At 59.0% G+C, this 14699-nt stretch carries 15 protein-coding genes; 14 read left to right on the top strand and 1 reads right to left on the bottom strand.

The genetic code is table 11. The features are described 5' to 3' along the window. Positions 1 to 119 precede the first annotated feature (119 nt). Positions 120 to 1433 (bottom strand): PAS domain-containing protein, encoded by a 1314-nt coding sequence (locus SY1_RS06145; protein WP_015556513.1) that lies wholly within the window; start codon positions 1431 to 1433, stop codon positions 120 to 122. 684 nt (positions 1434 to 2117) lie between these two features. On the opposite strand from SY1_RS06145, the gene thrS reads away from it, so the two are divergent. From thrS to SY1_RS06075, 14 genes are all read left to right on the top strand, one after another. Continuing rightward, positions 2118 to 4019 (top strand): threonine--tRNA ligase, encoded by a 1902-nt coding sequence (gene thrS / locus SY1_RS06140; protein ID WP_015556512.1) that lies wholly within the window; start codon positions 2118 to 2120, stop codon positions 4017 to 4019. 521 nt (positions 4020 to 4540) lie between these two features. Further along, a complete protein-coding gene (gene saoT / locus SY1_RS06135) occupies positions 4541 to 4795 on the top strand; it encodes a thioredoxin-like (seleno)protein SaoT (protein WP_015556511.1) in 255 nt (84 codons plus the stop codon). Next, positions 4792 to 5889, top strand: coding sequence for an efflux transporter SaoE (gene saoE, locus SY1_RS06130; RefSeq protein WP_015556510.1), 1098 nt, complete (start codon positions 4792 to 4794; stop codon positions 5887 to 5889). The genes saoT and saoE overlap by 4 nt, the downstream gene beginning before the upstream one ends. Next, positions 5886 to 6356, top strand: a complete 471-nt coding sequence (gene saoC, locus SY1_RS06125; RefSeq protein WP_015556509.1) for a Cys-Cys-COOH (seleno)protein SaoC — start codon at positions 5886 to 5888, stop codon at positions 6354 to 6356. Before saoE ends, saoC begins: the two co-directional genes overlap by 4 nt. Before the next feature lie 59 nt (positions 6357 to 6415). Further along, the gene (gene saoX / locus SY1_RS06120) at positions 6416 to 7573 is read left to right on the top strand and encodes an ABC transporter substrate-binding subunit SaoX (protein ID WP_243440605.1); all 1158 of its coding nucleotides are present in this window, start codon (positions 6416 to 6418) and stop codon (positions 7571 to 7573) included. Next, positions 7566 to 8390, top strand: coding sequence for an ABC transporter substrate-binding (seleno)protein SaoB (gene saoB, locus SY1_RS06115; RefSeq protein WP_243440604.1), 825 nt, complete (start codon positions 7566 to 7568; stop codon positions 8388 to 8390). The genes saoX and saoB overlap by 8 nt, the downstream gene beginning before the upstream one ends. After that, on the top strand, positions 8324 to 9175 hold the full coding sequence (gene saoP / locus SY1_RS06110) for an ABC transporter permease subunit SaoP (RefSeq protein ID WP_243440603.1): 852 nt from the start codon (positions 8324 to 8326) through the stop codon (positions 9173 to 9175). The genes saoB and saoP overlap by 67 nt, the downstream gene beginning before the upstream one ends. Next, entirely contained in the window at positions 9156 to 9935 is a 780-nt protein-coding gene (locus tag SY1_RS06105; protein ID WP_015556507.1) for an ABC transporter ATP-binding protein, read from the top strand. The genes saoP and SY1_RS06105 overlap by 20 nt, the downstream gene beginning before the upstream one ends. 32 nt (positions 9936 to 9967) lie before the next feature. Next, positions 9968 to 10177: a hypothetical protein gene (locus tag SY1_RS12370; protein ID WP_015556506.1), complete on the top strand. Its 210-nt coding sequence runs from the start codon at positions 9968 to 9970 to the stop codon at positions 10175 to 10177. A 51-nt stretch (positions 10178 to 10228) separates the two neighbouring features. Beyond that, on the top strand, positions 10229 to 11377 hold the full coding sequence (locus tag SY1_RS06095; protein ID WP_015556505.1) for a double-cubane-cluster-containing anaerobic reductase: 1149 nt from the start codon (positions 10229 to 10231) through the stop codon (positions 11375 to 11377). A 112-nt stretch (positions 11378 to 11489) separates the two neighbouring features. After that, positions 11490 to 12308, top strand: coding sequence for a methionine ABC transporter ATP-binding protein (locus tag SY1_RS06090; protein ID WP_208873079.1), 819 nt, complete (start codon positions 11490 to 11492; stop codon positions 12306 to 12308). Then, entirely contained in the window at positions 12268 to 12996 is a 729-nt protein-coding gene (locus SY1_RS06085) for a methionine ABC transporter permease (protein WP_243440718.1), read from the top strand. Before SY1_RS06090 ends, SY1_RS06085 begins: the two co-directional genes overlap by 41 nt. A 26-nt stretch (positions 12997 to 13022) precedes the next feature. Next, positions 13023 to 13856 (top strand): MetQ/NlpA family ABC transporter substrate-binding protein, encoded by an 834-nt coding sequence (locus SY1_RS06080; protein ID WP_243440602.1) that lies wholly within the window; start codon positions 13023 to 13025, stop codon positions 13854 to 13856. Then, the gene (locus SY1_RS06075; RefSeq protein ID WP_208873077.1) at positions 13856 to 14635 is read left to right on the top strand and encodes a DUF169 domain-containing protein; all 780 of its coding nucleotides are present in this window, start codon (positions 13856 to 13858) and stop codon (positions 14633 to 14635) included. Before SY1_RS06080 ends, SY1_RS06075 begins: the two co-directional genes overlap by 1 nt. Positions 14636 to 14699 lie beyond the last annotated feature (64 nt).

Genomic DNA, 14699 nt, shown 5'->3' with positions numbered 1-14699 from the left:
TCGTGTCGTCTGGCTGCCCTCCGGCCCACTTCCTTACAGGGGAGGCTTGGCCTCTTTATTAGAAGTTGATGACCAACGCGGGCCTCCCCTTCGAGGGGAGGCCCGCACCTTCAGAGCGTCTACGCTGGCTTTGGCCGAAGCGGAATGGGTTGGTTGTTGTAGTGCTCCTCGATGCCCTGGGAGTGGTCCGAGGTCGAGATGAGGATGCGCACCAGCTCGTCGGCGTCGTTGAAGATCGCCTTGAAGATCGTGATGTGCTGCAGCGTTCCGTTGCCGTCGTACAGGGCGAAGGAGGATTCCCGGGTGACGAAGAGCTCTCGGAGAACCGCTACGGCGTGGGAGGTGTTCGGGAAGAGCACGGACATCGGCTGCATCAGGAACCGGCTCTTCTGCGCGTTGTGGAGCTTCAGCAGGGCGTCGTTGGCCGCCACGAGGAGGATGGCGTTGACGAGCTTCCCCAGCTCTGCCTCGGCGCTCTCTGCCTCGGGGCGCTTCAGCGGGCGTTGGGGGACAAGCTGACCCAGGCCGAGGAACGGCTGATTGAAGGTGAAGTCGCGCATCTGCTGTCCCTCACGGAAGGCGTTGCGACAGTTGATCATCTCCTCGGAGAAGTGGAAGATGCAGTAGATGGCGGCGAGGCTGTTCCCCTGGCCAAACTGGCTGGCGCAGGAGACTTCCGCCTCGATGACGTTGCCCTTGCGGTCCAGCAGCGCGGACCGCGCCCGAATGAACCCGATGGTCGTGAGGATGTCCAACATTCGGCAGGCGTCCTCGCTGCGGCTGAAGAATGCGGGGAAGTTTTTCTCCTTCAGCTTGATGGCGCCGTCCTCGGATTCCATATCCCGCTCGACGAGGCCATAGAAGTGGATGGCCGCCTTGCTGGCGCGGACGAGGCGAAGGTGCTTCCCGATGTGGGCGAGGTGGTCGCGCCGGTCGCTGTCCTCGATTCCCGGGGCGACGATGGGGAGCGGGGGGCGAAACTCCAGCCACGGCTCATCCGTGATGTCCGTAAAGATGTTGAAGGCCTCAGAGTCCTTCTGAGCGCGTATCGTGGCCTCGTCCATCTGGGGCAGTTCCTGAAAGCGCAGCATCACGCAGGGCACATCGACGCTCCCCGCCTCTTCAATGGGCGAGGCGGAGGCGGAGAACGTCTTCAGGAACCCCTTCATGTCGGGATAACAAAAGGAAAAGGGAGCGATCTCGGCCCTTCTGTGCCTGGCTTTGGCGTAGACCCCGATCAGCCCGCGCTGAATCGCCCGGGAGAATTGGGGCATTTTCAGGAAGGGCTTGTCCATGAAGGTTTCCTCTGCAAAACCCCATTTGTCCACGAAGGCTTTGTTGTAGGCAAGAACCCGTCCTCGGTTGGGGGCGAGGATCAGAACGGGGTCCGGCAGCGCTTCGATGACCGCCTGTATCTCCTGGCTTGCGTTCATGATGAATCCTCCATAATCAATGACCTCGGAGTACCCTTCGCTCGGTAGTGCGCGCATGTCTCCATCCATGTTTTTCTATTCTACGATGAAAAGTCAGCTGAGACAAGCAAAAGGTGAGTGCCCATCAATTTTGACCACGGTGACGAGGCGCCCACCCGGCGAGGACGGATGAGAGAAGGCCGCCGGTGCCGATCGCGCAGGGCATTGCGATGCGCGTGGTCCTGCGGCAGGGCCGAAAAGTCGCGCTTGCCTAAAAGCCCTTTTGGTGGTATCGTATCGGAAATTGAATGAAAAAAGCGATGAAGAGGACCATTCGCCCTGTCCTGCGCGTTCGCGCAGGGCGGATATCCAGAGAGGCACGCCGCAGGCTGAGAGGCGCGCCATATCCAGGAACAGGACGAAACCCCCTCCGAGCTGGCGTCGAGGCTGGGTCTCTCTTTGTGCGGAGCGGAAGATAAGGCGTCGGGGTCCGCCCCTCACAGCGGACTTGAGTGCCGGCCCGTCGAGGCCGGAAGTGGAGTGGAACCGCGAACGTGTGCCCACGTCGTCTCCTGTGTGCGAGATGACGTGGGCGCTTTTTTGTTTTTGCGGACCGACGTCGGTACGCTGCGCGGTTCGGTTGGCGATTGCGAAGTTTGCTCTGCACGGCGGGGCTGCTTTAGAATTCAAGAGGGGGATTGGAACATGCTGAAGTTTGAGGGAAGCAACGGAAAGTCCTGTGAGTTCGACCGGGAGAGCGTGAGGGCGTCCGAGGTCCTGGAGGCGCTTGGCCTGCAAAAGAAGGCGATCGCCGCGAAGCTGGATGGCGCAGCGGTGGACCTGAACCGCGAGATCCGCGCCGGCGGGAGGGTGGAGCCCTTGACGGCGGCCGACGAGGAGGGCCTTGACGTCCTGCGCCACAGCTGCGCGCATCTCATGGCTCAGGCCATCGAGAGGCTCTATCCGGGGACGCACTTCGGCATCGGCCCCTGCATCAAGGATGGCTTCTACTACGACGTGGACGCGACGGGGACCATCACGGAGCAGGACCTGCCGGCCATCGAGGCGGAGATGAGGAAGCTGACCGGCGCGGCCGAGAAGGTCGAGCGGGAGGAGATGCGGCGCGAGGACGCCTTGAAGTTCTTCAAGGATCGGGGCGATCCCTACAAGGAAGAGCTGATCTCCGAGCTGGAGGCGCCAACGGTGTCCCTCTACCGTCAGGGGGACTACGTGGACCTCTGCCGTGGACCTCACGTGCCGGACACGTCCGTCATCCGGAACTTCAAGCTGCTCTCCGTGGCCGGCGCCTACTGGCGCGGGAGCGAGAAGAACAAGATGCTGACCCGCATCTACGGCACGGCCTTTGCGACGCCCGACGAGCTGAAGGCCTACCTGAAGCGCATGGAAGAGGCGAAGTTGAGGGATCATCGCAAGCTGGGCCGAGAGCTTGACCTGTTCAGCCTGCACGAGGAAGGGCCTGGCTTCCCGTTCTTCCACCCGAAGGGGATGGTCGTGATGAACACGCTCATCGACTTCTGGCGCCGCGAACACGTCCGCCGCGGCTATCAGGAGGTCCGCACGCCCCAGATCCTGGACCGCGAGCTGTGGCTCCGCTCCGGCCACTGGGACCACTACCGCGAGAACATGTACTTCACGGAGATCGACGAAAAGCCCTTCGCCATCAAGCCGATGAACTGTCCGGGCGGCATCCTGATCTACAAGACGCAGCTGCACAGCTACCGCGAACTGCCCATGCGCATCGGGGAGCTGGGCGTCGTCCACCGCCACGAGCGCAGCGGCGTGCTGCACGGGCTGATGCGCGTGCGCTGCTTCACGCAGGACGACGCGCACCTCTACTGCGAGCCCAGCCAAATTCAGCAGGAGGTCATGGGCATCATGGACCTGTGCCGCTACGTCTACAGCGACGTCTTCGGGTTCAAGTACGCCGTGGAGCTCTCGACGAAGCCGGAGAACGCGATGGGGAGCACGGAGCAGTGGGAGGCCGCGGAGAACGGCCTGAGGGCTGCGCTGGAGCAGTCCAACACGCCCTATCGCGTCAACGAGGGCGATGGCGCTTTCTACGGGCCGAAGATCGACTTCCACCTCGAGGACTGCATCGGCCGCACCTGGCAGTGCGGGACGATCCAGCTGGACTTTCAGATGCCGGAGCGATTCGACATGCACTACATCGCGGAGGACGGGAAGGAACATCGGCCCGTCATGCTGCACCGCACGATCCTGGGCAGTCTGGAGCGCTTTATGGGCATCCTCATCGAGCACTACGCGGGTGCTTTCCCCTACTGGATCGCGCCCGTGCAGGCGGAGCTGATCCCCATCTCCGAGGCGCACCGCGCCTACGCGGAGGAGCTGAGGAAGGAGCTCATGAGCTGGGGTGTGCGGACGGAGACGGACAGCCGCGACGAGAAGCTGGGCAAGCGCATCCGCGACGCGCAGCTGCAGAAGGTGCCCTACATGATCGTGATCGGGGACAAGGAGCGCGACGAGCGTCAGGTCGCGGTGCGCGAGCGCACGAAGGGTGACCTGGGCAGCATGTCCCTCGAGGCGTTCCAAAAGCTCCTGAGCGCGGAGTTCAACCCAATCCATTGACGCAATCGCCCTGAGGGGAACGGAGGGGACCGGGAGCGGAACGGCGCTCCCGGTCCTCTGCTCATTGTCCGGCCGGAGCTCGGAACAACGACACGTTGATTGACATTTAGCCGGCGGTGGGGTATAAGTATCGTGAAAAATTCTTTTAAGTAAGGAGGGAACCCGAATGCGACGCTGCGGATACACCTGAGGATGTGGCTTGGATGCACGGGATGCATGCCGTGAGGGAATTCCTTCCGCGAAGGAGTTGTCCGTTCGGGCCCAGCTCTTCAGGAGCTGACGCGCCGTCTTTGTGCGCCGTCGCTCTTTCGATTTTCCTTTGAGTGGGCCGCTTGAGCGGCCTTCTTTTGTCCATCTTCTCATTCCCTTTACGGTTTTTCTCATTCCCTTTCATTCCTTCTAAATCCCTTTTAATCCTTCGGCGACCTCGACGAGGGGAGGGGTGTGCGTGGTGCGCCCTGTTCCTGGCGCAGCTCCTGGATGCATAGGCATACGATTACGCTGTGTGGAGGCGGTTTGCCATGACGAAGGTCGAGTTTATCAATACGTGTCCGTGTTGCGACGGCCATGTGGACGTTCTCAACGAACTGCAGAAGCGTTTTCCGGAGAAGATCGACCTCAAAATCTATTATGCCGGAAAGGATTTCGACTACCTGCCCAAGTACGGTCCCATCACCCGCGGCACGATGATCGTCGACGGAAAGGACCGTTACGAGGACCTGAACCGCCGCACCATCGAGAAGGTCGTATCGGAAGCGATCGGCGAGGAGCTATGAGGCTCTTCCTTCAATACGGCTGGCAGTTCTGCCAATACTCCTGGGGGATGCTGGAGACCAGCGGACCGTGGCTGATCCTGAGCTTCCTGTTCTGCGGCGTCCTGCACGCCGTTCTGCGTCCGGAGACGCTGCAGCGGTCGCTTGGCAACAAGAAGCTGTCCTCCATCGTCAAGGCGACGATCTCCGGGATGCTGCTCCCCATCTGCAGCTGCGGGGTGGTGCCGCTCTCCCTAGGCCTGTACTACTCCGGGGCCTATCTCGGCCCGACGCTGGCGTTTCTGGTGGCGACGCCGATCATCAACCCGGCGGCGGTCATCCTGGCCTATGCGATGCTGGGGCCGCAGATCGCGACGATCTACCTGATCAGCGGCTTCGTCATCCCCTTCGTGATCGGGATCGTCGGAAACGCCCTGGGGGGCCCCGAGCTCCAGTCGCCCGCAGCCGCGGGGCTGGCGGCGGCGCCCTCCGCCCGGGAGGAGCGGCCGGCGCTCCCGCCCCTGATGCAGCGCATCCGCGGGGGGATCGAATGGGGATTCAACGACCTCGCGGTGCAGACGTGCCGCTTCATCGTCGTCGGCACCGCGTTCGCCGCGCTTCTGCTGACGGTCGTCCCCACGTCGTTCATCCTCGACTATCTGAGCGACCCACGCCTGGTGTCGCTGTTGGGGATCACCCTGCTGGGGTGCGTCATGTACGTCTGCGCACTGGGACACATCCCGTTCATCGCGGCGCTGGTCAGCGCCGGTGCGGCACCCGGCGTCGCCGTGACGTTTCTCCTTTCGAGCGTGGCGACGAATTTCCCGGAGATGGTCAGCATCTGGCGGCTGATCGGCAAAAGGGCGGTGACCCTCTATACGGGAATGCTCGTGCTGTTCGGCCTGGCCTTCGGCTACATCACGAACTTCCTCCTGGCGGACAACTTCAGGCCGGTCTTCGACCTGACGCGCTCGCAGGGCAAGATCGATTTCGTCAGCAGGATATCCATCGATTTCCCCGATGGGTTCAAGGTCTTCTGCGCAATCCTCGTCCTCTGCATCGGCGGATACGGCTGGATTCTGCAGTGGAGGCGGTCCCTGCGCAGGAGGGAGGCATGACCCGACTCGTCCCGTGGGGCGCAGCCCTGCTCTGCGCCCTGTTCCTTCTGGCGTTTCCTGGCCCGGGCGCGGCGCCCGGCGGAGCGGAGGACGTCTTCCTGCCCGTGACCAGCCATCCCCTGATGGCGGTCTTCAGGAAGAGCCTCCCCGACAGGGAGGTCCTTTTGACGACGCCCGGGGACTGCAATGCGGACGGCATCGAGGACCTCGTGGTCGTCTACCGCGAGGACAGGGACAAGAACCATATGGTCGCCGTCTACTCCGACGGCGGCGCGTTCCGCCTCTCCGCGCCGGTGCGCGCCCCCCTGGAGAACTGTCGGCTGCAGTGGCGCGATATCGACGAGGTCCCGCCGGTCGAGCTGTTGGTGTCGGGACAAAAGGGCATTTACATCGGATACGCCGTCTTTCGCTTCGTCGATGGGGAGTGGATCAGCCTCTTTGGCGACGGCATGGACGGATGCTGTTGATTTCTTTTTCTGTTTTTTGTTTTTGCGGATTTTCTGAAAACTACCGGAGGCGATGAACGTTGAAGTTGAACAAAAAGTCCTGTTTCTGCGCTCTTGTCCTGACCCTGGTCTGCGTCCTCGGAACGAGCTGCCTGTCGGCCGCCTCGGTCGAGAAGGACGACCCGGTACCGGAGATGGTCGCTCAATACGACCTGGAGCCCCTTCCTGAGGAGGACGCCGACTACACGGTCAACCTGGGGTACTACAACTGCGACCACATGACGGCGGCCTGTGTCGGCAAGGACTCCGGCATTTTCAAGGCCCTGGGGATGAAGGTGGAGATCACCGGAAACGGAAAGGTCCCCGAGGCCATGAGCGCCGGCCGGATGGATATGGCCTATGCCGGCTGGACGACGACGCTGCGCGCCGTGCAGGTCGGCACGCCGCTCTTCATCGCGGCGGAGAACCACACGGGTGGCGCGGAGTACCTCGTGTGCAGTTTCAACATCAAGAAGCCGGAGGACCTGATCGGCAAAAAGGTGGCTGCGGGCGGTGACCCCGCCAACTCGATGAACTGGATGGAGTGGACCGATCAGCTGGGGATCCCGAACGACATCGAGAAGTACGAGAACTACTCGATGAGCGACGCGGACGCCTACTTCTCGATGGTTGCCGGCAAGCTGGACGCCTTCACCTGCTGCGATCCGTGGGGCTCGATGGCCGAGCACGAGAAGACGGGCTGGGTCATGGTCCGCCAGAACACGGATCGAAAGAATGGGCATGGGACGTGCTGCAAGGTCTGCATGAACTACAACTTCGCCAAAAAGCACCCGAAGCTCGCCAGCAGGATGCTCCTGGCCCATACGTTGTGCGTGCAGTACATGTATCAGCATCCCTACAAGGCGGCCCGCATCTTCGCCGAGAACTACAACGTCCCCCTGGAGGTCGGCCTGATGACGCTCTACAAGAAGCTGAACGAGGAGGGCCGAACGATCAGCTGGAAGCTGAACCGCCAGGACATGCAGAACCAGCTCGACACGATGAGGCACTACCACGTCCGCGACGACATCAATACCGTGAACCTGGACGACTACATCGACCTCTCCTACTTCGAGGCCTCCGGCGCGATCGACTTCGACCGGTTCATCCAGGAGAAGGTGGACCCGGTGTTCCCCACCGGAATGAGCTACAAGGACTGGAGGGCGAAGGCCGTCGAGGTTGACGGGATCGTTGAATAGACGCCCCTCTCCGCTCGTCCTCATCCTCTGTGCGGCGCTGGCGGCGACGGCCGTCTTTCTGGCTGCCCCGGCCCGGCGCCCGCACGGAGAGAGGCTCATGATCGCCTGCGGCGAGGACCTGGCCGGACAGATCGTCGCCTACGTCGCCCGGACCGGCAGCGCAAGGGTCAGCTCCGTCGGCATGAAGCAGCTCTCCTTTCTCCAGCTCAGCGACTGCTGCGGAACCCAGGCCGAGTTTGCGCTGGCCGGCGGCGACTTCGACATGGCGGTGCTGTGTCCGGATGCGGCGCAAAAGTTTCTGGCTTCCGGGGTGCCGTTCAGGGTGTTCGGTGGGCTGGTGAAAAATGCGAACGTGCTGGTCGCCAGGGATGTGGCGCATCCTCGGACGGTGGGGTACATGAACGGGCGGGACCTTCAGAAGCAGGCCGTTTTCGCCAACCTGGGGCAGGAGGTAGAGCTGCATCCGATCACGGCCCCGGCCCTGCCGTATGCCCTGGAGTGTGGAGCCGTCGATGCGGTCGTCCTGGATGCCGCCGACGCGATCAGGCTTCCGCAGTATCGGAACCGCGCGCTGTCCTGCGACGCTCCCTCCGCGGTTTTGGTCGTCCATGAGGCGCTGATCGGGAGCACGGATTTCAAAGAATTTGTTGGACATTACAACGATACGGTCGGGAGGTTGGAGGCTTCTCTCTGCGAAGAGCTGCTTCCGCAGGTCCTGGGCGTCGAATGTGGAGAGGAAACATCGAGAGCATGGCACAAAATGAACGTTCAATTGTTAACGCTTCCGGCATCAACTTTTCCACCAGAAGAGGGCTGAACCTGGGCGCCATCATGGGGCGCAGGAAGGGCTTCGTCTGCATGCTGGCCGGCACGCTGGTCGTCTGCCTGCTCTGGTACTTCCTGGCCAGGGCGATCGATCGCAGCCTGATCCTTCCGGACTTCCTCGTCACGATGAAGACCTTCTTCCTCGGGTGGTTCGACAAAAAGGTGATGTCGAACCTCGGCATCACCCTCATGCGCGTCTTCATGGGCTGCGTCTACGCGGTCGCGATCGGGCTGCCGCTGGGGCTCCTCATGGGCTCCTCCCGCACGGCGCTCGTCGCCCTGTCTCCCTACGTGAACTCGATACGGCAGGTCCCCATCATGGCCTGGGTGCCTCTTTCCATCATCTGGTTTGGGCTCGGGGACGGGCCGACCATCTTCATGATCGCCATGAGCGCCGTGTTCCCCATCCTGATCAACACGATCTCCGGGGTCATGAACATCGACCCCAACTACAAGAACGCCGCGCGGTGCATGGGGGCCGGCACGTGGCAGGTCCTGAGGGACGTCGTCGTCCCCGGCGCGCTTCCCAGCTTCCTGACGGGGTGCCGGCTGGCTCTCGGCGGCGCGTGGATGTCGGTCATCTGCGCCGAGTTCATCGCCACCAGCAAGGGGTTCGGCTACATCATGGTCGAGGCGCAGGTGCGCATGAACACGCCTCTTTTGTACGCCCTGATGATCATGTCGGCCCTGGTGGGGTTCGCCATGGACAAGAGCATCGTCCTGCTCGAACACAGCCTGACCGGATGGAGGTACAAAGATGGCGCTCCTGACCGTTGACCACGTCAAAAAATCCTTCGCGGACCGGGACGGACACGTCCGGTCCGTCATCGACGACCTCTCGTTCGAGGTGATGAAGGGGCAGTTCGTCTCACTGCTGGGGCCTTCGGGGTGCGGCAAGACGACCCTGCTGACCATTCTGGCCGGGTTCCAGACCTGCACGGAGGGGACGGCCGCGCTGGAAGGGCGGCCCATCGAGGGGCCGGGCGTAGAGCGCGGCTACGTCTTCCAGAACTACGCGCTCTTTCCGTGGATGACTGTCAGGTCGAACATCCTCTACTCGTTGAGGATCGCCGGGGAGTCCCGGGAAAAGCAGGAGGTGCGGCTGAACGAGCTACTCGAGCTGGCCCATCTCAAGGGACACGAGGGGAAATATCCCATTCAGCTCTCGGGCGGCATGCAGCAGCGCGTCGCCGTCGTGCGCGCCCTGGCCGGCAGGCCGAAGGTGCTTTTGCTGGACGAGCCGCTTGGGGCCATCGACTTTCAGATGCGCGAGATCATGCAGAACGAACTCGATCTCCTCGTGCGCCAGGTCGCCGCGACCGTCGTGATGGTCACGCACGACGTCAGCGAATCCGTCTTTCTCAGCGACAGGGTGCTCGTCATGGGGGCCGGAGGGTGTCGTCTTCTGGCCGACGTCGCGATCGACATGCCCCGTTCGCGCGATCGCTCCTCGAGGCGGTTCAAGGATTACGTCGGCGACCTGACGGACCTGCTGCGCCGGGCGTTCCGCGAGTCCGAAGAACCGTTCTCGGAGTGAGTTTTCAGAATATCGGTAAAGGAGTTTTGAACATGGCAAATTTCAGGGATTCTCTTACCTTCAAGAACTACGACCAGGAGCGCCTCATCATCGACAGCATCGCCGCCCGGCTCTCCGCGGAGGAAAACGCCTTCCGCAAGACGTGTGGAGAGGACGAGGAAGAACGCGGTACCGGGAGCTTCGCCTGCAAGGTGACGGTCGAAAACTGGATCGGAGAGCTCTGGAGGGGCGGGGCTGCGTAAGCGTTCCGACTCTTTTGCGTCTATCGATCTGTTCAAGGGGGGACACAGCACATGCTTTCGCTGCCAAAAAACTTTGAGAGCTATGATGAGAAGCGAAGGAACGCCTTTCTGGCTCTCTACGACGTAAAGAAGAAGGGGAAGAAGGTCGTCGGGACCTTCTGTTCCTACACCCCGACCGAGTTGATCCACGCTGCGGGGGCCATCCCCGTCGGCCTCTGCGGCAACAGCGAGCAGGGCATCCTGGAGGCCGAGACGCGGCTGCCCAAGACCCTGTGCCCCTTGATCAAGTCCAGCTACGGGCTGGCCATGACCGATCAGTGCCCGTTCTTCTACTTCTCCGACGGGGTGCTTGCAGAGACGACCTGCGACGGCAAGAAGAAGATGTACGAGCTCCTGGGCGAGATCAAGCCGGTGCACGTCATGAAGCTGCCTCAGGGCAAGGATCAGGCCCTCGCCGTAGAATCCTGGACGGAGGAGGTTCGCCTCGCGGCAGGGTTTCTGGAGGACCTCTTAAACGTTGAAATCACCGAGGAAAAGCTCCACGACGCCATCGTCTACCGCAATCGCGTGCGGAGGGCGCTGATAGAGCTTTACGAGGTCGCCAAGGCCAAGCCGTCCCCCGTATCGGGGTATGAGCTGACCACGGTTTCCGAGTCCGCCGACTTTCACTTTACGGACGACAGCCTGATAGAGAAACTTGCGGAAAAGACGAGGGAGTTCAGGCACCGCGTCCGCGAGACGACGCCGGATCGTCCGAGGGTCCTCCTTACGGGCTGCCCCAACACGGGGCTGCGCGAGAAGCTGATCCACAGGATGGAGGACATGGGGGCCGACTACGTCTGCTCCGATCATTGTGCCGGGCCAAGGACGCTCCGATTCGTGGTGGACGAGGACAAGGACCCTTACGAGGCGCTGGCCGAGCGGTATTTGAAGATCAACTGCTCCGTCATGACGCCCAACGGGGGACGGTTCGACGACCTCAAGCACCTGGTTTCGGAGTACAAGGTCGATGGAGTGGTCGAGGCGGTCCTGCAGGGGTGCCACACCTTCGCCGTGGAAGCTTGGAACACGAAGAAGACGGTCTACGAGGAGCTGGGGCTTCCCTACCTCCGAATCGACACCGACTTCTCCCAGTCGGATCGGGGGCAGATCGAAACCCGCCTTGGCGCCTTCATCGAGATGATGCGCATGGCGACGTGAGATGTGTCGGTGCGGCCAGCTGAAGATCGCAAGAAAGCGCGGTCGCACCAATACTCCAGTGGTTTTGCATGTTTTTTAATCATCGGCGGCTCGTTTTTGAGGAGAAATGCAAATGATAACGTTCGAGAATGTCTGCAAATCTTATGATGGCGTTGACGTCTTGAATAACCTCAATCTGAAAATAGCAGACAACGAGGCTTTTGGAATCATCGGCCCAAGCGGCGTCGGAAAGTCCACGATCCTCAACTGCCTGAACGGATTGGAAAAGTACCAGAGAGGCAGCGTTGTGGTGGATGGCGTCCGCGTCGAGACTCTTTCTGATGCTGAACTTCGCAGGTTTCGGAAGAACGTGGGGCTGATTTTCCAAAATTTTTCTCTGATCGGACGAAAGGATGTTTTTCATAACATTTCTTTTCCCATGGAGTGCTGGGGGTGTTCAAAGACCGAAATTAAGGATCGGGTGGAAGAGCTCGCTGAAGTAACGGGGATGCAGGAAAAACTGAAAAGTAGACCGGCAGAATTAAGCGGCGGGCAGAAACAGCGGGTAGCGATTGCACGGGCGCTTGCCTTGAATCCCAGGTATCTGCTTTGCGATGAATGCACAAGCGCGCTTGATCCCAGGTCGACCGCCTCCGTGCTTGAACTGCTCGAGAGTCTGCGGGAGAAATATAAAATTACGATTATAATTGTGACGCACGAAATGGCAGTGGTACGCAGGTTTTGCGAACGTGTGGGAATAATTGACGGTGGGAAAGCCTCGCTTGTAGGAAATGTGGCAGAAGTTTTTCGTGAAGTGCCGCAACAACTGAGGGCTGTCCTCGGTGACGAGGAGGGCAAAGTATCGTTCACCATAGATATTCATGATTTTGAGAGTTGTCGAAAATTCCTTGATGATCGGGGAATCAGGTACGGGATTGCGGAGGAATATTGATTTAATGGAAGCGTTCACTCGTGCTTTTCAGAATTCAAATCTGATGCGCTATTTGCCAACGGCGATCATTCCCGCGATCGGGGAAACGTTGGTAATGGTGACGATCTCTTTTGTGCTCTCGGTTATTTTCGGTGTTATGTTCGGCATTATCCTCGTAATGACCGACAAAAGCGGGCTGTCTCCGCATCCGGCGTTCCATGCCATATTGGAAAGGATTACAGATATTACCCGTTCGTTCCCGATGATGATTTTGATCGTTGCGATTGCACCTGTCACCCGCTTTTTTATCGGAACAAGAATTGGCGTGAAAGCCGCGATATTTGCTATAACGCTCGGAAGTACGCCCTTTGCCGTCAGATTGACAGAGAATGCGCTGAACACCGTTGATCCCCAGCTTATACGTATGGCACAGTCCATAGGGGCCACGAAATTGCAGATTGTCTTTAAGGTCATGCTTGTCGAGGCCCTGCCGACTCTCATCTCCAACTTTACGATTATGGCGATCAACATACTCAACACGTCGGCAATGGCGGGAGCCGTGGGTGCAGGTGGGTTAGGGGCTGTTGCCCTGACATACGGCTATCAAAGATTTGACTACCTGATCATGTATTTTATCGTAATTATTTTGATATTGCTTGTGCTGGTGATTCAAACAATTGGAAGCAGGCTGTATGAATATACAAAATAGCGTCTGCTGAATAACGGAAGGAGAACATGATGAAAAAGAAAGTGATGGCATCATTGATGGCGCTCGCAGTGGTGGTAGGGCTGACGGCTGAATGTGCCTCGTCTGAGGCGGTAAAACCTGGGGAGGGAACGACGGTAACGATCGCAGGTACTGCCGTTTCCCAGGTGTTCTATGAGGCATTTAAGGATTTGTATGAAAGCCTTGGTTATAAAACAAAGTTTATTCTGTTTGACTCCAATCCGGTGTGCCTTGAAGCATGTGCCACTGGCGAGACGATGGTTTCCATCGGACAACAGCTGAAATTTGTGCACAGTTACAACACAAACAACGGCACGAATCTTGAAATGGTAAAGCCGTACGGCATGTACACCGGAATTGGGCTCTACTCCGAGAAATACGATTCGGTCGATAAAATTCCTGACGGAGCGCAGATAGCGGTTATGAACGACGCTACAAACGAGGATGTTTCGCTGAAAGTCCTTCAGGAGGCCGGGCTCATTAAGCTGGCAGGCGATGTCGAGTTTGCGACGGTTGCGGACATCGTCGAAAATCCGAAAAATCTTGAATTCGTGGAAATGGAACAGGCTCAGACGGTGACTGCCCTTGAAGATATGGCAGGAGCATGCTGTTGGTTTACACATATGTCTGCTGCTGGAAAAAATCCTTCCGTCTATCTTGTCCGCGACAATGTCATGATCAATTACCCCATGGGCATCACTGTAAACCGCACCGACGTGGAATCCGACTGGGCTGTGAATATGGCTGAATGTCTGCGCAATGCGGATGTGCAGGCGAAAATTAATGAGGCATTTCCAAACGTCTTCGAGTTCTACACTGACGATGCTCAGGTCAAGCAATAATGTCAACCGATTGGAGAGAGTGGGCAGACAAATTGTACTGCGCGCTTGAACTCTCGAGAAGAGCCGTAGGCGTCAGTCTACTGAACGACGTGTCAGAATATGAAGCGGTAGATGCGAAGCCCTTGCTGCGTCCAATCAACTATTGCCAGATGGTTGCTGCGGCAACAAAAGGGAAACACATTAAGGCGAGGTCTGAGGATTTCAGTTGCAGGAGCGGCCCCAGAGTCATGGGGATTGACCCTTCGGACCCCAAAAATGCGCACGGAGAGAACTGGGCAAGGTTGAAACTGTATGACTCGGAAAAAGTGGCCGCAGATGTGAGGAAGGGGCTGACTTATTCAAAAGAGCCCAAATACGGGTTGTTCTTGGCGCCAATCGAGGATATGGATAAGCGTCCCGATGTCGTTCTGATTGTAGCCAATCCATATAATTGCATGAGGATCATTCAGGGCTATGCTTATCATCATGGCATGCCCGCTTCCATTAACATGATCGGCAATCAGGCGGTCTGTTTGGAATGCACGGCCCGGCCCTACGTTACACGTGATATTAACATATCGTTGCTTTGTATCGGCACAAGACATCGCGCAGGCTGGGGGAATGACGAGATGGCCGTAGGGGTTCCGCAAGAACAGTTTGCCGATGTGGTTGACGGCATCGTTCAGACAATCAATCAAATGGAAAGCGATGCGAACAAGGAGATGATCAAAAAAAAGTTTAGAGACAAAAACATCCCGATTTCTATTCGTTTTCATTATAATTATTATATGGATTGTTGATGCCTGTGACACAGAGCCCGTACAAACTACGGAGATCGTTTTACGGATTTCTAAATTGTAAGCC

Origin of the sequence: Fretibacterium fastidiosum (assembly GCF_000210715.1) — a bacterium.
Classification (GTDB): Bacteria; Synergistota; Synergistia; order Synergistales; family Aminobacteriaceae; genus Fretibacterium; species Fretibacterium fastidiosum.
The sequence above is the reverse complement of the archived record's forward strand: the minus strand, read 5'-3'. Positions and strand labels throughout refer to the sequence as shown.